The organism is Heyndrickxia coagulans 36D1 (assembly GCF_000169195.2).
GTDB lineage: Bacteria > Bacillota > Bacilli > Bacillales > Bacillaceae_C > Weizmannia > Weizmannia faecalis.
This window is the reverse complement of the sequence record NC_016023.1, coordinates 1,456,213-1,474,074: the sequence shown is the minus strand read 5'-3', so window position 1 is coordinate 1,474,074 and position 17,862 is coordinate 1,456,213. Positions and strand designations below refer to the sequence as shown.

Sequence of the window (17,862 nt, the reverse complement as noted above, 5' to 3'; positions counted from 1 at the left end):
CCTGTATCGCTTTCTTTGGCTTACTCTAAGAATATCTGAGTCTATAAAAATAATCAATACTCTGAACTTTTTTAACGAAAATGTAAACTTGTTTGCGGCTTGTAAACTTTTGAAAAGTGTTGTTATAAAGCCATGCTTACAGGTTTGCAAACATGTTTGCGTTTTTGTTTACAAATGTTTGCGTTTGTGTAAACATGCAAACAGCTTTGAAAACATGTAAACAAATACGCAAACACAGCCAATATCCCTCATCCATAAAAAATTCACGGGTTTTTTTAAGATTCCAATTGACAGCACGACAATAAAGACTACAATGTTTCATAGTATTGAAGAATGAACATCCGCCAGACCCGGCAATATAACCGGTTTAAAAGGCTGGGGTATCAGATAAAGGGGGAAAAGTGTTGACAGCACAACAGCAATATTACAAAGACCAGACCCTGTTTCAAATTTCTTGGCCGCTCTTTATTGAGCTTTCTTTGCATATGGGAATCGGGATCATCGCAACCCTTATGCTCGGCCACTACGCCGATGATGCGGCTGCCGGGGTGGGCGTGGCCAACCAGCTGTTGAATATGTTTATACTCATTTTTAATGTCACATCCGTCGGCGCGATTATCCTGATCGGGCAAAATCTTGGCGCAGGGAAAATGAAAGAGGCGCGCCAGGTCGCCCATTCCGCTTTCGGTCTCAATTGTTGGTTCGGCCTTGCCGTCGGGCTTTTTGTTTTTCTGTTCGGGCAACTGCTTCTCGGGTTTTTCGACATTCACGGCAAGGTTTATCAATACGCGCTGACATTTGTCAAAATTTGCGGGGCTTCCCTTTTTCTCGAGTCCATCTCCCTCGCTTTAAGCGCAGTACTGAGGAGCCACGGTTTTACAAAAGAATCGATGCTTGTCACCGTTTTAATGGATTTAATTAGCATCTTTGGGAACATTTTGGCCATTACGGGGATTTTCGGGCTCCCGGTTACCGGCGTCATCGGGGTATCGTGGGCCATTGTTGTTGCACGCGTTTTTGCGGTATCGGCGCTTCTTTTCCTTGTCTACCGCAGGCTTGCATTGAAAATGGGCATCCGCGATATCGTCACCATAAAGAAAGAAGACATCCGTGCATTGCTTGAGATTGGAATCCCCTCAGCCGGTGAAAATTTTTCCTACCAGTTTTCCCAGCTGGTGATTACCGGGTTTATCGCCGTACTCGGGGAAGCATCCCTGGCAGCGCGCGTTTATTTAAATAATATTTCGATGGTCTGTTATTTGTTTACCCTCGCCATTGCATCCGGCACCCAGCTGCTTATCGCCCGGTATGTCGGTGCAAAAACGTATGAACGCGCCTTGAAACGCGGGATGAAAACTTTAAAGATTGCCATGATGGCTTCTTTCTTTACTTCGCTGGTGATTGCGCTCATCGGCTCACCTGTTTTGCACATATTTACGAAAAGCGAAGACATTCTCGCCGTCAGCATCCCGATTCTTTGGGCCATTGTTTTTACAGAACCAGGGAGAGCGATGAATATCGTGCTGATGAGTTCGCTGAAATCAGCAGGCGATGTCCGCTTCCCGGTCATGATTGGCATTTTTTCCATGTGGGTATTTGCAGCCAGCTTAAGCTATGTCCTTGGGGTGCATTTCGGGCTTGGGCTGCTCGGTATTTGGATTGCCCAGGGCATTGATGAATGGTTCCGAGGCATCTTTGCCACTCGGCGCTGGCTTTCAAAGCCTTGGGAAAGACTGTCGCTTCTCAGAGCCTGACCATTTTTATGGCAGGCTTTTTTCTGTGGAAACGCCAGAGGGTGCAATGTTTTCTCACCTATAAGGGCACAAGCAAGCAGCCATGATTGTACGATGAAAAAGGCCCATACCCGGAACCCAAAAGGATTGTTAGCGGAAAAAGAAACCTGTATCATGGAAGTAGTTGAAACTACAGCCAAAAGGTGGAAAAGCCATGAATATCCTTGTTACATTAAATGAAAATTACCTTCCTCCCCTAAAAGTGTTAATAAACTCTCTTGTCCAAAACAATCCTGAAGAAGCGTTTTCGATCTACCTGCTGCATTCCACCATTTCTGAAGAAAAGCTTTCCGAGTTACATCACTATGTTGAAGAGAAAGGACACCATTTTTTCCCGATCCGGATTCCGCCGGATCTGTTTAAAGATGCGCCTGTCCTCAGGCATTACACTTCAGAAATGTACTACCGGCTTACTGCCCACTTGTTTTTGCCGGCGCATCTTGACAGAATTCTTTACCTCGATCCTGACATTGTCTGTATCAACCCTGCTTCCGCATTTTATTATACAGATTTTGAAGGGCATTTTTTTATTGCATGCGAACATGAACACTCGGCAAAAAAGGCCCGCCTGATCAATAAAATGCGCCTGCGGACACCGAATGCAAAAGGATATTTTAACACCGGCGTTCTTCTCATGAATTTGGAACTGATCCGGCAGCATGTTAAAGTGGAGGAGATCTTTCAATTCATTGAAGAAAATAAACTGAAACTGCTCCTACCCGATCAGGACGTATTCAATGCCTTGTTCTGGAACAAAATAAAACCTGCCGAAAGCTACCGGTATAACTATGATGCCCGGTTTTTTGAACGTGCCGCGCTAATCAAAAAACAAGATTTAGAGTCGATCAAAAAACACACCGTATTTATCCATTATTGCGGAAAAGACAAACCGTGGCACCCGAATTATAAATACGCGCTCGGCACTTTTTACCAAAAATATTGCGAATAAATACAAGCTTTTGGGCTGGGTTTGGTAAAATATAGACATACTAAAAATGAGGAGTGAAGATGATGAAAGAAGCGTTAATGAAAAGATTTACTACATACGTGAAAGTGGACACCCAGTCTAACGAAGACAGTGAAACCTGTCCTTCTACTGACGGGCAATGGACACTCCTCCGCATGCTTCGCGATGAGCTGGAATCAATCGGCATGGAAGAAGTCCATCTGGATGAAAACGGCTATCTTTTTGCCACTTTGCCAAGCAATACCGATAAAGAAGTCCCGGTAATTGGATTTTTGGCACATGTCGACACGGCGACAGATTTTACAGGGAAAAACGTCAATCCGCAGATTGTCGAAAACTATGACGGGAAAGCCATCGTTTTGAACAAAGAACAAGGGGTTGTCCTGTCTCCGGATGAATACCCGAACTTAAAAAATTATATCGGCCAAACTTTGATTACAACGGACGGCACGACCCTGCTCGGCGCCGATGACAAAGCCGGCGTGGCGGAGATTGTGACGGCCATGGACTATTTGCTTAAGCACCCTGAAATCAAACACGGCAAAATCAGAGTCGCTTTTACCCCGGATGAAGAGATCGGCAGAGGGCCGCATAAATTTGATGTGAAAGCGTTCGGTGCCGATTTTGCCTATACGATGGATGGCGGCCCGCTCGGTGAACTCGAATACGAAACGTTTAACGCCGCTTCCGCCAAAATTACGGTCCGCGGCAATAATATCCACCCGGGGAGTGCAAAGGGGAAAATGGTCCATTCGGCAAAAATTGCGATGGAACTGCACAGCCTCCTGCCCGAGGATGAGGTACCGGAACGGACGGAAGGTTATGAAGGATTTTATCATCTCCTGTCCATCCACGGAGATGTCGAGCAAACAAAACTGTATTACATTATCCGCGACCACGACCGCGAAAAATTTGAGGCAAAAAAGGCAAACCTCCAGTCGATTGTCAACCGCTTAAAAGAAAAATACGGTGAAGAAAATATTACGCTGGAGTTGGCCGACCAATATTACAACATGAAAGAAAAAATTGAACCGGTGAAAGAAATTGTCGATATTGCGCATGATGCCATGAAGAGCCTTGGCATTGAACCGGTTATCTCTCCTGTCCGCGGCGGCACGGACGGATCACAGCTGTCTTACATGGGGCTACCGACACCAAACATTTTTGCCGGCGGGGAAAACATGCACGGCAAATACGAATACGTTTCAGTGGAAACAATGGAAAAAGCCGTCCAGGTCATTGTCGAAATTGCAAAACGTTTTGAAGCAAGAACGTAAACAAAACAGCGGCCGATATTTCGACTGCTAGGGCTTTTAAAAAAGCCAAAAACGAATAAAACCGTTGGAATAGGTGAATTTCCAACGGTTTTTTTGTATTTAGGGCTTGCTGAATAAGCGAAATTCCTAGATTTGGAAAGGATGCTGACAGCTTTGGCGATCATTAAATGCAAGGGGTTTACAACAAATCCAGGGAAATGCCTGCACGCGAAAGCCGATTCAACGTCCGGAGAAGATCAAATCACCCCTTTTCGCAAATGGATTCTTCTATATTTTGAGACAGAGGTTGCAGATAAATTGGGCACAAACTCAGCGTCGGATTCGTTCAGCAAGCCCTATTTATATTTTTCCACCAAAACCAAACAGGCATTTGCAGAGATTTTAAAATCATTTCAGAGAGGGCTAGTTTGAACACCCCGCTGCACCAGAATAAAAAGGCAGGCCTCTTTCATGCCGTTGGACAAGATAAAAAGGTGTCCTTTCGCCAGCTACTGCCGGCTTTAGGACACCGCATTTTGATTATGATTCCGTTATCGGTTTTACCTGCTGGGCTGTATTTTCCGGAAGGCTGTCGCGCGGGATGGTTTTCCGGATAAAGAAAGCAAGAATAAAGGCAATCACAGCCAGGTAGGTGGCAACCATAAAGGCATCATTGATCCCCATCACCGTTCCCTGCCTTGCAGCAAGCGCCGCATGAATTTTATCCGCAGGGGAAATTTGACTGGAGACCATAATATCCTTCGTATGCGCAATCCCTTTATTCGTCATGACCGAGACAAAAAAGGCCGTCCCGACAGCGCCTGCTACCATCCTGAAGGTGTTCACCATCGCAGTGCCGTATTTATTCATCGCAAGCGGCAGGTCATTCAACCCGGCCGTAAAGATTGGCATCATCAAAATAGAAATCCCGAAACTACGGATCGTATAAATAGTGACGACATAAGTAAAAGAGGTATCCAATTTCAGACGGGTCAATGCAACAGTAGTCACAATGGTAATGGCAAGCCCGATTAAAGCAAGCCATTTTGCACCATAGCGGTCAAACAGCCGACCTGTAATCGGCGACATAATTCCCATGATGACCCCGCCCGGCAAAAGCATCAGCCCGGACATAAGCGGCGAGAAACCGCGCACGTTTTGCATATAAATCGGCATTAAAATCATACCCGAAAACAATGCCATCGTCACAATAATATTAATCACCATCGTTAACGTAAACACCGGATAACGAAAAATGCGGAATTCCAAAATAGGATGGTCTATGACCCACTGGCGCCAGACAAACAAGCCGAAAGCAATCACCCCGACTGCCAGCGTCGTCATTACTTCCACACTGTCCCAGCCTTTCGTGCCGCCGGTTGAAAATCCGTATAAAATACCGCCGAAACCGAGCGAAGACAAAATAACACCGATTTTATCAAGTTTCGGCCGGCTCGTTTCCGTCACATTTTTTACAAAAACAAAAGCGAAGATCAAGTCAATGATTGCGATCGGCAAAATAATGAAAAACAGTGTCCGCCACGAGTGGTTTTCCACAATCCACCCGGAAAGCGTCGGCCCGATTGCCGGTGCAAAGTTCATGGCGACACCGAAAATCCCCATTACAAAACCGCGCCGGTCAGGTGGAAATAGCACGAAAATGACGTTTGTCACCAGCGGAAAAATAATCCCCGCTCCGGCCGCCTGGACCACCCGGCCAATGAGCAGCACAGAAAACCCTGGTGCGACTGCACAAATCAGCGTCCCCACCGCAAACAGCCCAATGGAAAACAAAAACAGCTGTCTTGTTGTAAATCGGCTCATAAGGTACGCCGTGACCGGAATGACAATCCCGTTTGTGAGCATGTAAATCGTAGAAAGCCAGTTTGCCGTAGAAGCGGAAATGTGTAAATGATTCATAATTTGCGGGAGGGCAACATTAATCAGCGTCTGGTTTAAAAACGCCACCAGTGCGCCAGCCATCATCACCGCAAAAAAAGGGACAATCCTGATAGAACTATTTTTTGTATTCATTGTTTCCATTCCAATCCCCCATTCATGATGTTAGTGTAAACGTTGTATACCGGAACTATGCCGGAAATGCAGATGGTTTTCTTTTGGCAGAAGTTTTGAAGAAAACTCCCGCCACTCAAGCGGGAGAAAGAAAGCGTTTCGATTATTTAGAGAGGGTAAACTTTCGGTACTCTAACTATTTTATTCATTTTAAGCCTGAAGTCAAGAGAAAAGTTTACTTAATTAGGGCAAAGTGCGATTGCGGAAAAAGCGCTGCCCATCAAAATTTTACCGGGTAGAATTACCGTTACATTCGGTAATCAATCTTTTTTGCAATCAAAGACAAGCAAAAGCGGGGGAGCATTTTAACAGGGCTGGTTTCGCGATTAACAGATGTAATATCAATGATGGAAATCAAAATGCGATCACAGTATGTTAAGATTTTAAAGGAGCGTGGAAAGTTGAAGGCCTTCCTTCACATAGAGCCCGGCTATGTTAAGGAAACACGAAAAAAAGATGGTCTTTCTTAACATAGAATGCGTCTACGTTAAGGAAGCAAGCAAAAACGAAAGCCTTCCTTTACATGGAACCCGGCTATGTTAAGGAAGCGTGGAAAATTGACGGCCTTCCTTCACATAGAGCCCATCTATGTTAAGGAAACGCTCAAAAACGAAGGCCTTCCTCCACATAGAACCCGGCTACGTTAAGGAAGCGTGGAAAAAAGGCAATCTTTCTTCACATAGAGCCTGTCTACGTTAAGGAAGCAAGCAAAAACGAGGCCCTTTCTTAACATAGAGGGCGTCTACGTTAAGAAAGCGAGGAAAAACGAAAACCTTTCTTCACATAGAGCCCGGCTACGTTAAGGAAACACGAAAAAAGATGGCCTTCCTTCACATAGAGCCCGTCTATGTTAGGGCTTGCTGAACGAATCCGATTCTGAATTTGCACTCATTTGTCAGCAAAATATAGAAGAATTCGTCGACGAAAATGCGTGATTCTGTCTTCTCTATACATTGAATCAGCTTTCAAATGCAAACTTAAATTTTTGCCAAAGCTAGGAATTTTTCTTATTCAGCAAGCCCTAAATAACCAGAACCAGACCCGATAAAGCATCTGGAAAGAGGGGCGCGGTGGTGACAATACTTGGCGCACCCGCGGTCCCAAAGCTGGCAAATGCAAAATAAGAATTGACAAACCCGGTTGGAACTGCCATAATAGCAAGGACAAAAGATGAATGAATGCCTTTAAAACAGTCCCGTGAGGCTGGCAAGGTTCCGGATAAATGTGCACTTCCATGCACCTTGCTTTCATTCGGGCAAGGTGCTTTTTTTTGCCAAAAGGGCACTTCCTGGAAAACCCCTGCCTCGCATTTTACCAATCCATTGAGGGGGAGAAATATGGAACAGCATGAAATTCAAGTTAACCAAAAACTACCTTTTCTCAAAAGCCTGCCGCTAAGTTTTCAGCATTTGTTTGCCATGTTCGGTTCAACCGTTCTCGTTCCTGTCCTGTTTAAAATTGATCCTGCGACCATTTTATTCATGAACGGGATCGGGACGCTACTTTATATCCTGATCACAAAAGGAAAAATCCCGGCCTATCTCGGGTCCAGCTTTGCTTTTATCTCGCCGGTATTTGCCGTTCTTGCAAAACATGCGGGCCTTACCGGATACAGTTACGCATTGGGCGGATTCCTTGCAGTCGGCATTATTCTTGTCATCATTGCACTTATCGTTAAAATTGCCGGCACGGGCTGGATTGAGGTTGTCTTTCCGCCTGCTGCAATGGGCGCGATCGTGGCCGTGATCGGGCTCCAGCTTGTCCCGACTGCGGCACAGATGGCAGGCCTTGTCCAGACGGATGCTTCCGTAAAACACTGGAGCCCGGACCCTGATACCATCACGGTTTCCTTATTAACACTTGCAATTACAGTGGTCTGCTGGGTTACCCTGCGCGGCTTTCTTAAAATCATTCCGATCTTAATCGGGATCATTTGCGGCTACCTGATTTCCCTGGCATTCGGGATTGTCGACCTCAAACCCGTCCAGGAAGCAGCCTGGATCTCATTGCCGACGTACTATCCGATCAAACTGAACTGGTCCGATATCATGATGATCGTGCCGGCAGCGCTCGTCATCATTCCGGAACATATCGGCCACTTAATCGTCACAGGCAATATTGTCAAAAAAGATTTAACCAAGGACCCTGGGCTTGACCGGTCTTTGCTCGGAAACGGCATTTCCACGATTCTGTCCAGTTTTGTCGGTGCCACACCAAATACGACGTACGGTGAAAATATCGGTGTGCTCGCGATTACGCGTGTCTACTCCACATGGGTGATCGGCGGCGCTGCGGTTCTCGCCATTATCCTTTCCTTCTGCGGAAAATTGGCGGCGCTCATATCATCGATTCCGCAGCCGGTTATGGGCGGCATCTCTCTCCTCTTGTTCGGTGTCATTGCGGCAAGCGGACTCAGGATGCTGGTCGAACAAAAAGTGGATTACGGAAAATCGCAAAATTTGATTCTCACCTGCCTTGTTCTCGCTGTTGGCTTAAGCGGCGCAACGATCAATATCGGCACCGCCTCATTAAGCGGGATGGGGCTTGCAACAGTCGTTGCCATTATCGTAAGCCTGTTCTTTAAACTGCTGAACGTGCTCCATTTGGAAAACGAATAAATAAGGGGCGCCCCAAAAGCCGGAAACTGGCGGATGGGACGCCCCTTCTGTAATATTGGACGGGGTGCGCGAGAGCCCGCATACCATTTGCCCGGCCCGCTTTTCCGATAGCTTATAGCAGCCACAAACACCACTCCAAAATATGAAAAAACCTTTGTTTAAAAGAAAAAGCCCGGTTTCCCATACGGATACCGGGCTTATTTTTGATTATCGAATCAAGTTTGTTTTAGCCAAATCAATTAATTCATTGGCACGGCCGTTTAATACGGCTTTCAGCATCCACAGCGTAAAGCCGTGTGCTTGTTCATACGTAATTTTAGGCGGCAAGGACAATTCCTGGCGGTTTACGGCAACGTCAATAACGGCCGGTCCGTCATGTTCGAATGATTCACGGAGTGCCCCTTCCAGATCAGCTGGGTCTTCCACACGGATCCCTTTCATGCCCATCGCTTCAGCAATCGCTGCATAGTTCGGGCTGTCAAGGCCTGTTCCAGTTTCCGGATAGCCGGCTGCTTTCATTTCCAGTTCAACAAAGCTTAATGCCGTGTTGTTAAAGACAACGACTTTAACTGGCAGCTTATGCTGGCGGAGCGTTAACATGTCACCCATCAGCATCGACAGGCCGCCGTCCCCGCTGAGCGAAACAACTTGCTTGCCAGGTTGTGCAACAGCCGCGCCGATCGCTTGTGGAAGCGCATTAGCCATCGTACCGTGGTTAAATGAACCGAGCAGGCGGCGTTTGCCGTTCATTTGCACATAACGTGCTGCCCACAACGTTGGTGTACCCACATCGCAAGTGAAGATAGCATCTTCATCTGCCAGATCACTGACCAGTTTTGTCAAATATTGCGGGTGGATCGGTTTGCGTCCCGGTTTGCCAACAGCCAATTCATCGAGATCTTCTCTTACTTTTTGATAAGCTTTGACATGTTTTTCAAGATGCTTGCTGTTGTCTTTTTCCTGAATCATTGGCAGCAAAGCTTCAACTGTATCTTTTACATCTCCGACAACGCCGAGTGTCAGCGGTGTCCGGCGTCCCAAATGTTCGGAACGGATGTCGACCTGCAACACTTTTGCGTTTTTCGGATAGAATTGGCGGTACGGGAAGTCTGTGCCGAGCATCAGCAGCGTATCGCATTCCATCATGGCGTCATAGCCGGAAGAATATCCGATCAAGCCTGTCAACCCTGCAAAGTAAGGATTATCGTATTCCAAAAACTCCTTACCGCGCAGTGCAACGACCATTGGCGATTTCAGTTTGTTGCACAGTTCCATAATTTCGTCATGGGCACCCTGGCAACCCGCACCGCAAAGCAGCGTTACTTTTTTCCCGTCGTTTAAGTAAGAAGCAAGCTGTGTTAAATCTTCTTCTGACGGTTTCACGACCGGTTTGGCAACATGGACCGGTACTTGCGGCACTGCTACGTTGTCATCCAGGCCTGCAACATCACCAGGCAAAACAAGAACGGAAACGCCTTGGTTTGCGACCGCCTGTTGCATCGCCATATTTACCATTAAAGGCATTTGTTCCGGGCGTTGTACTGTTTCAATAAAATGCGCACAGTCTTTGAAAATCAATTCAGGCCGTGTTTGTTGGAAATACTCGCTTCCGATTTCACTGCTCGGAATATGGGCGGCAATCGCCAATACCGGCACACGCGAACGGTTGCAGTCATACAGCCCATTGATAAGGTGCAAGTTTCCAGGGCCGCTGCTGCCTGCGCAAACCGCAATGCTGTTATTTAAGGTAGCCTCTGCGCCGGCTGCAAAAGCGGCCACTTCTTCATGGCGCACGCCGACCCATTCAATCCGCCCGGAACGCCGGATGGAGTCGAGCACTGCATTTAAAGAGTCCCCGACGATCCCATAAATTCTTTTTACACCTGCATTTAATAATGAATCAATCAGCAAATCCGCTATCGTTTTTGCCATTTGTCAATCCCCTTCTTTTCCATTTATTTTTCGTTAGTATCCCCTAAATGCCGGCTTTCAATCTCCTAATTCCTTTATCCGCATTGCGGCAAACCTGGCCAATGATCCCTTCTTTCTCCGCTGTTCTTGCACCCTTCGGCATTTGGCATACAAACTGTTATAGTAAAAAATGAATCTGTACTATATTTGTTCATAAAAAGTTCACATTTATATATTAAACCTATATATGCGGTGAAAACAAGGTTTTTGCATGAAAAAATTTATAAAATGCTTGTTTTGCACAAAACTGTATTAGTCCATATGCAAAAGATATTAATACACATTTTTAAAGCGGTTGCATTTTTTCGCGTCCGCAAAACAGACAAACCCTTTTTCATGCAATTTGCGTTATGATGGTATTGATGTATGATGAAAGGAATGAAGAATATGAAACGTTATACAATTGACCAGCTGGCACAAATGATTGACCATACCAATTTAAAACCGTTTGCGGATCAAGCGGCAATGGAATCACTTTGCAGGGAGGCGCAGCAGTTCCATTTTAAAATGGTGGCAATTAACTCCGTCCAAACTGCCCTTTGCAAACACTTGCTGGAGGGTACAGATATCCATGTCGGCGCAGCCATTTCTTTTCCGCTCGGGCAGACCACGCTTGAAACCAAAGTGTTCGAAACACAAGATGCGATCGAAGACGGGGCAGACGAAATTGACTATGTCGTGAATCTGTCCGAAGTAAAAAATAAGAACTACCGTTATATCGAAAAAGAGATGGAAACCATTACGGACATTTGCAGGGAAGAAGGTGTCATTTCAAAAGTGATCTTTGAAAACTGCTATTTGGAAAAAGATGAAATCGAGGCGCTGGCCCGGATTGCCAGAAAGGTAAAGCCCGATTTTATTAAGACTTCTACCGGGTTCGGAACAGGCGGGGCCACAATAGAAGATGTCCGGTTTATGAAAGAAATTGTCGGGGACGATGTAAAAGTGAAAGCTGCAGGCGGTATACGCGACGCTGAAACGTTCCTGGCAATGATTGAAGCAGGCGCCGAACGGATCGGCACAAGGTCAGGCGTACAAATCATGGCCAGTCTCCAGACAAAAGAAACAGATGGCGTGATGACGATCGAATAATGGTAAATCTAGAGCCTTAGTTATAGATTCATTTCGCATATCTTTTTTAAAGCCATCCTTTAAAAAAGATATGCTCCTTTTAGTTCATTAGAGATTTATTTCTAAACTATCCGTATATTTAAAAAGGAGACAATTTAAATATATGAATGATAATAACAACGGAAGCAGCCTTTCGTTCGTAGATATAATTAAGACAACTAAACCATCTAAGATTCTCTTTTTTTCAGCATCTGTTCTTTCCCTTTTGGGATGTGTGATCAGTCTTACTGTCCCTCTGCTTATTGAAAGATTAATTGATCAGTTAAAATCAAATATAGACATCAAACTGATCGTTTGGATTATTGCCTTTTCATTATTAGAGAGTGTGGCATCTTCAATTTCACAATTTTTACTTTCCGTATCTGCAGAAAAAGTAATATTTAATCTACGGGAAGCACTGTGGAATAAAACATTACAATTGCCCATGAAATACTACCAGAAAAATAAATCTGAAGAGCTTGTGAGTAGATTAACAAATGATACAACTACTGTAGCGTCGATTGTAACGGATGAGATGGTTGATCTAATATCCTCATTTTTTACGCTCTGTGTTTCTATCGTCATTTTGTTGTTTTTAGATATTCCAATGACGCTTGCTCTCATTATTGTTGTCCCGCTATCCCTTTTTATTATTATTCCATTTGGTAAACGTTTTGGGGAGATTGCCTACAAATCACAAGACAGAATATCTGAACTTACAATGTTCTCTTCACAAATATTGAGGAATATTAAAATAGTAAAGTCATTTGGAGCCGAAACAAAAGAGTTGCAAAGTGGGAAAGATAAATTTTATTCACTTTACAAACTGGGAGTTAAAAGTTCGATTCTTAATGCTGTTATTGGTCCATTTCTGGGTACATTTGGTTTCTTATTACTCATTTCAGTTGTCGGATTAGGGGCCTTGCGGGTCAGCAACGGGGATATTTCAATTGGAAAATTAGTAGCATTTATTATTTACTTATTCCAAGTGATTGCCCCATTTATAAATATCAATATGTTTTTTACATCTTATCAGGAAGCAAAAGGCTCTCTAAAAAGGATTTTTGAAATCCTAAATGAGGATGTTGAACCTGATCACTTCTTAACAAATTCCGTTAAGAATAAAAATTCATTTAACACCTTAATATTGTCTCATATTACATTCTCTTATCATGAGGAGCAAGTTTTAAAAGATATCTCTTTTCATGTCAATAAAGGAGAGATCGTTGCATTAATCGGAGAAAGTGGGGCTGGAAAATCAACAATCTTTAATCTTATTGAACGCTTTTATGAACCGCAATCAGGAGAAATGTACTTAGATCATGTTTCTTTTAGAGAAGTGGAGCCGGGATTATGGAGACAGTCCTTTAGTTATGTACCACAGGATTCACAACTTTTTGACGGCACGGTAAAAGATAATATCACTTATGGTTTATCATCAGTAACGGAAGAAGAAATTGTTCATGCAGCAAAACTTGCCAATGCACATGATTTTATATTAGCACTTCCTGATGGATATGGAAGCGAGATAGGGGAGTACGGGAATCGTCTATCAAGCGGGCAAAAACAAAGAATTGCAATTGCCAGGGCTTTTCTAAGAAAACCTGATTTTATACTAATGGATGAATCAACCGCCAATTTAGATTCAGAATCTGAATATTTATTACAAGATTCTTTGAAACATTTATCTGAACATGTGGGCGTCATTTTAATTGCCCATCGTTTATCAACCATCATGAATACAGACCGGATTTTGGTATTGGAAAATGGTAAAATAACTGGTGATGGCAGTCATGAGACTTTATATCAAACCAACGCTTATTATAGAAATTTGATTCAGCATCAAGGATTGAATAAGAATCAAGCCTGAATTTCGAAAGAAAAATAGAAGTTTAAAATGAAAAAGTTCTCGCATCTGCCTTATTCCCAAAAATGTTAGGATCTGCTTCTCTCCCAAGCCAAATATAATCCTCCAGCTGCCTCTGTGTAGGCAGCTGGAGCTAAATGGTGAGCTAAAATGATTTTTTAACCAATTTTATATAAAGCATACTTGTTTCCTCATTTTCCAACTATAATACCACGTTCATGGACAAATTGTTGCCCTTATCATAGTAGTGTTCGTTTGGTTCCGCAGTCCGTTTTCGTCATATTCATACTGGGCAATAGTTGTCCCGCTGATTGTCGTGACTTTTCCTCATTCTGGTAATTAGCAAGATAGGTATGTGTTGCTTTTTATGTTGCAACATTTCGTTTCTGGTTGAAGATTTTTTTATCGGTAAATCGGCATTCGCAACCCGTTAATTTCGCCGGAAACAGTTGCGGCTTCTTTCATACCCGACCAGGCCGGGCACAAAAGAAGCCACTTCCGTTCGTGTAAAGTTTTATGCGTTTCCTTTTTCCACTGCTTCCGGGACGGTTTGCAACCCATTTTCGCTCCGGGTTTTGCGGATCAGGCCGACAAGCAAATAGACAACCGGGGTCATGATGATCGAAGCTGCAAATTTAAAAATATACTGGGTGAGAATCAGCGTTCCAATCATCCCAGGCGGCACCGTTCCGTAAAAAGCAATCACGATAAAAATAGACGTATCGATCAACTGGCTGAACATCGTGGAAGCATTGTTGCGCAGCCACAGTTTTTTTCTGCCGTGCCTTGTTTTCAGCTTATGAAATACAAAAACATCGAGATTTTGGCTGACCCAATACGAAATCAGGCTGGCCAACACGACGCGGAAACTGCCGCTTAAAATCGTTTTAAAGGCATCTTGGTGCTGAAAAGAAGGGGCAGCCGGGAGATGGATGGCGGCCACGATAAAAACCAGGGCAAGGATTTGGGTGAGAAAACCTGCCTGGACCGTTGCCCGGCCCGCCTTTTTCCCGTAAACTTCCACTGTAACATCAACAAGGGGATACGTAAAAATGTAAATGATGGCGGCAGCGGGCAGCACAATCGCATCGCCAATATGAAACAGCTTCACAGAAATGATATTCGATAAAATCAGCAGCCCGACAAACATGCCATTTAAGTATGCATTCATCTGTATCCCCCTCACCGGTTATCCACTTTTTCAGGATACAGATCGTGATGCATCAGGCGAAAATGGGCCATGTCTTCATATTTGGTGCCCGGCTTCCCGTAATTGCACCACGGATCGATGGAAATACCCCCGCGCGGCGTAAATTTTCCCCACACTTCAATGTAGCGGAGATCAAGCAGCTTGATGAGATCGTCCATGATGATATTGACGCAGTCTTCATGAAAATCGCCATGGTTGCGGAAACTGAAAAGATACAGTTTCAGAGATTTGCTTTCGACAATTTTTTTGTCCGGTATATAAGAAATATACATGGTTGCAAAATCCGGTTGTCCGGTAAGCGGGCACAGACTTGTAAATTCCGGACAATTGAATTTTACAAAATAGTCACGGTCCGCATGCAGATTGTCAACCGCCTCCAATACCCCGGGATCGTAATCCGCCGGGTATCTTGTTTTTTGGTTGCCGAGCAACGTTAAGTCCTGCAATCCTTCTTCTTGTTTTCTTCCAGCCATAAAAAAACCTCCTGTCAAAAATGTTCCCCTCATTTTTTCCAAGAGAGGCGCAGACCCGTGCCAGAATAAGATGAAAAAAGCCACATCCCGTATGGACATGGCTTTTTGATCCATTTATCCATAGTTTTTTATAGAGGGTTTGCTATGAACCTCATGCTTATGCAACTGTTCAATACCTCTCCCGGTCGGGTAGGTGTTCCTTACCATTTTAGAAAATGGTGAGGCGCCTGTAAACCCTTTGAACGAGAGAATCTTTCATTCATTCGAAATAAAAGCGATCAGTCTTCACTTTTTACAGGTTCCGCTTTCGCAAATAATTTTCCCGGCCAGAAGGCATAGCGGCCGAGCACGGTGGTAATCGCCGGCACGAGCAGCGGGCGGACGACAAAGGTATCCAGCAGAACGCCAATCGCGGTTACAATGCCGAACTGGACCAATATTTGGATCGGGAGCACCGTTAAAACCGCAAACGTTCCGGCTAAAATCAGCCCGGCTGAGGTAATGACGGCACCTGTTTCTGTTACGCCAAGGGCAATCGCGCGCCTGTGCGGCAAATGCTGTTTGTTTTTCCAAATGCCCGAGATCATGAAAATATTGTAGTCTTCCCCAAGAGCGACAAGAAATACAAATGCATAGAGCGGAATAAGGTCCTGGATGGCAGAAATGCCCAACCCATAATGGATCAGCAGCCAGCCTGCGCCCAATGCCGCCACATAGGAAAGCAGAACTGTCACAATCAAGTAAACCATGGCAACGAGTGACCGCAAATACAGCAGCAACAAAATGGCAATGATGAAAATGACAGACGGGACAATGACCTTCATATCCCTTTCAGTCACCTTTGCCGTATCATAAAGGGAAGAGGTAACGCCGCCGATCCAGATTTGGTTTTTGGACAGGCCGGCCTTTTGCAATTGCTTTTGTATCATCGGGATGGATTGAATTGCTTTTTCACTGTACGGGTTATCTTTTAATCTTACATTGTAAGATTCATATTGTTTATTTTTTTTCCCGTATTGCGGCCCGGTTACGGTGTCAACAAACGGCAGTTTTTCAAGCGCTGCCTTTACATTCGCGCCTTTTCCTTCCGTATTTGCGATTACCTGGACAGGCGCCAGCTCGCCCGGCGAAAAATGGTCTGCGATGATTTCATAGCCTTCACGCGATGGCATATCTTTCGGGAACGACTCAATCAAGTTCTGCGTATACGCGATTTTAGGTGCGAAGGAAGCGAGCCCGCCGAGAATGATGACGCTCAGCACAATGATCAGCCACGGCTTTCTTGTGACCGCTTCTCCCACTTTCCGGCTCCATTTCCCATGCGCAGCATGACGGCGGATCTTTTTCCCTTTTTTCGCTTCCAGGGCGCGGGCCATTTGTTCTGTTCTCGGGATAAACGGAAAGAAAGAAGCCCGGCCTAAAATGGAAAGCAGCGCCGGCAGCAGTGTCAATGCAGCAATGCCCATGATAAAAATGGCAAGGCTGAACGGAACGGCAAACCGCTGATACGTCCCGTAGTGCGCAAAAAGCAATGTGAACAGGCTGAGCACGACCGTAATCGCACTGACCATGATCGCGCCGCCTGAATGCCGGATGGCCGTGTGCAGCGCTTTTATCTTATCTTCTTCTTCCAGCAAACATTCACGGTATTTCGAAACAAGAAATAAACAGTAATCCGTGCCGGCCCCGAATAAGAGGACAGTCATGATCGAAGTGGCCTGGGAATCCACTGTAATGATGCCTTCTTTTGCAAGAAAACCCAATATCGGCCCGATTGCCCCATAAGCAAATACGACACCGATAAGCGGAACAAGCGCCAAAATCGGCGACCGGTACAATACAATCAAGAGCACTAGCACAAGCAGCACGGTAGAAATCAACAGGGTGATATCCGCTTTGCTAAATAGGGACACCGCATCCGTGGATATGCCCGCAGGCCCTGTGAAGCGGACATGCAGGCCGGTATCCGCCAGTTTCTTATTCAAAACGGCTTTCGATTCGAGGGATGTCACTCTCTTTTTCAATTCTTTCAAGTTATCAGCGAGTTCATCCGTTCCTGCACTTTTTTCCATAAATACCGGCGTAACCATCGTAGTGCCGTCTTTTGAAGCCTGCCCGCCTAGTGCCTGCGGCGGCATTTTTTCGTACGGTGGGATAAAACTTTGTGCGGGAAGCGGGTTTTTCTTTAAATCCCCGTACAATTTAGCAATCGTTCCGTAATCCTGCTGCGTGAGTCCGCCTTCGCGGTACCAGGCGATAAGAAGCGGCGTGCCTGCATCCGGAAACTGTTTTTCGGCCACCTTTTCAGCCCGGGCGGACATGGCTGAAGCCGGCAGATTTGCTGCGCTGTTATCCGTTACTTTATTCACATTCGGAAAAACGGCAGACAAAACGGCCACGGCCAGGATCCATACAGCAAGCGTTACCCATCTCCCTCTCCTTCCGGCGCATGCTCCCGTAAACTTTTCCAGCACATTCTTCATCGGTTTCCCACCCTTTTTACAGACTTATCACTATTTTATAA

General features: G+C 45.1%; 11 protein-coding genes. 6 read left to right on the top strand and 5 right to left on the bottom strand.

Going from position 1 to position 17,862, the window contains the following annotated elements; all coding sequences use genetic code 11:
• The first annotated feature begins 404 nt into the window (after positions 1-404).
• From BCOA_RS24185 to pepT, 3 genes are all read left to right on the top strand, one after another.
• A complete protein-coding gene (locus BCOA_RS24185; protein ID WP_014096672.1) occupies positions 405-1,754 on the top strand; it encodes an MATE family efflux transporter in 1,350 nt (449 codons plus the stop codon).
• 193 nt (positions 1,755-1,947) lie between these two features.
• Entirely contained in the window at positions 1,948-2,742 is a 795-nt protein-coding gene (locus tag BCOA_RS24180; RefSeq protein WP_014096671.1) for a glycosyltransferase family 8 protein, read from the top strand.
• A gap of 62 nt (positions 2,743-2,804) precedes the next feature.
• Positions 2,805-4,037: a peptidase T gene (pepT, locus tag BCOA_RS24175; RefSeq protein ID WP_041817991.1), complete on the top strand. Its 1,233-nt coding sequence runs from the start codon at positions 2,805-2,807 to the stop codon at positions 4,035-4,037.
• Between the two features lie 519 nt (positions 4,038-4,556).
• On the opposite strand, the gene BCOA_RS24165 is transcribed toward pepT, so the two are convergent.
• The gene (locus BCOA_RS24165; protein WP_014096667.1) at positions 4,557-6,059 is read right to left on the bottom strand and encodes a DHA2 family efflux MFS transporter permease subunit; all 1,503 of its coding nucleotides are present in this window, start codon (positions 6,057-6,059) and stop codon (positions 4,557-4,559) included.
• A 1,367-nt stretch (positions 6,060-7,426) separates the two neighbouring features.
• On the opposite strand from BCOA_RS24165, the gene uraA reads away from it, so the two are divergent.
• The gene (gene uraA, locus BCOA_RS24150; RefSeq protein WP_014096666.1) at positions 7,427-8,707 is read left to right on the top strand and encodes a uracil permease; all 1,281 of its coding nucleotides are present in this window, start codon (positions 7,427-7,429) and stop codon (positions 8,705-8,707) included.
• A gap of 207 nt (positions 8,708-8,914) precedes the next feature.
• Here uraA and poxB read toward each other — a convergent pair whose 3' ends face one another.
• Entirely contained in the window at positions 8,915-10,639 is a 1,725-nt protein-coding gene (gene poxB, locus BCOA_RS24145; RefSeq protein WP_014096665.1) for a ubiquinone-dependent pyruvate dehydrogenase, read from the bottom strand.
• Positions 10,640-11,065: 426 nt separating this feature from the next.
• On the opposite strand from poxB, the gene deoC reads away from it, so the two are divergent.
• The gene (gene deoC, locus BCOA_RS24140) at positions 11,066-11,770 is read left to right on the top strand and encodes a deoxyribose-phosphate aldolase (protein WP_014096664.1); all 705 of its coding nucleotides are present in this window, start codon (positions 11,066-11,068) and stop codon (positions 11,768-11,770) included.
• A 142-nt stretch (positions 11,771-11,912) separates the two neighbouring features.
• Entirely contained in the window at positions 11,913-13,658 is a 1,746-nt protein-coding gene (locus tag BCOA_RS24135) for an ABC transporter ATP-binding protein (RefSeq protein WP_014096663.1), read from the top strand.
• A gap of 511 nt (positions 13,659-14,169) precedes the next feature.
• On the opposite strand, the gene BCOA_RS24130 is transcribed toward BCOA_RS24135, so the two are convergent.
• The 3 genes from BCOA_RS24130 to BCOA_RS24120 form a co-directional block, all read right to left on the bottom strand.
• Positions 14,170-14,826, bottom strand: coding sequence for a queuosine precursor transporter (locus BCOA_RS24130; protein WP_014096662.1), 657 nt, complete (start codon positions 14,824-14,826; stop codon positions 14,170-14,172).
• A gap of 11 nt (positions 14,827-14,837) precedes the next feature.
• Positions 14,838-15,338, bottom strand: a complete 501-nt coding sequence (queF, locus tag BCOA_RS24125) for a preQ(1) synthase (protein ID WP_014096661.1) — start codon at positions 15,336-15,338, stop codon at positions 14,838-14,840.
• 278 nt (positions 15,339-15,616) lie between these two features.
• On the bottom strand, positions 15,617-17,821 hold the full coding sequence (locus tag BCOA_RS24120) for an MMPL family transporter (protein ID WP_014096660.1): 2,205 nt from the start codon (positions 17,819-17,821) through the stop codon (positions 15,617-15,619).
• Between the last annotated feature and the right edge of the window lie 41 nt (positions 17,822-17,862).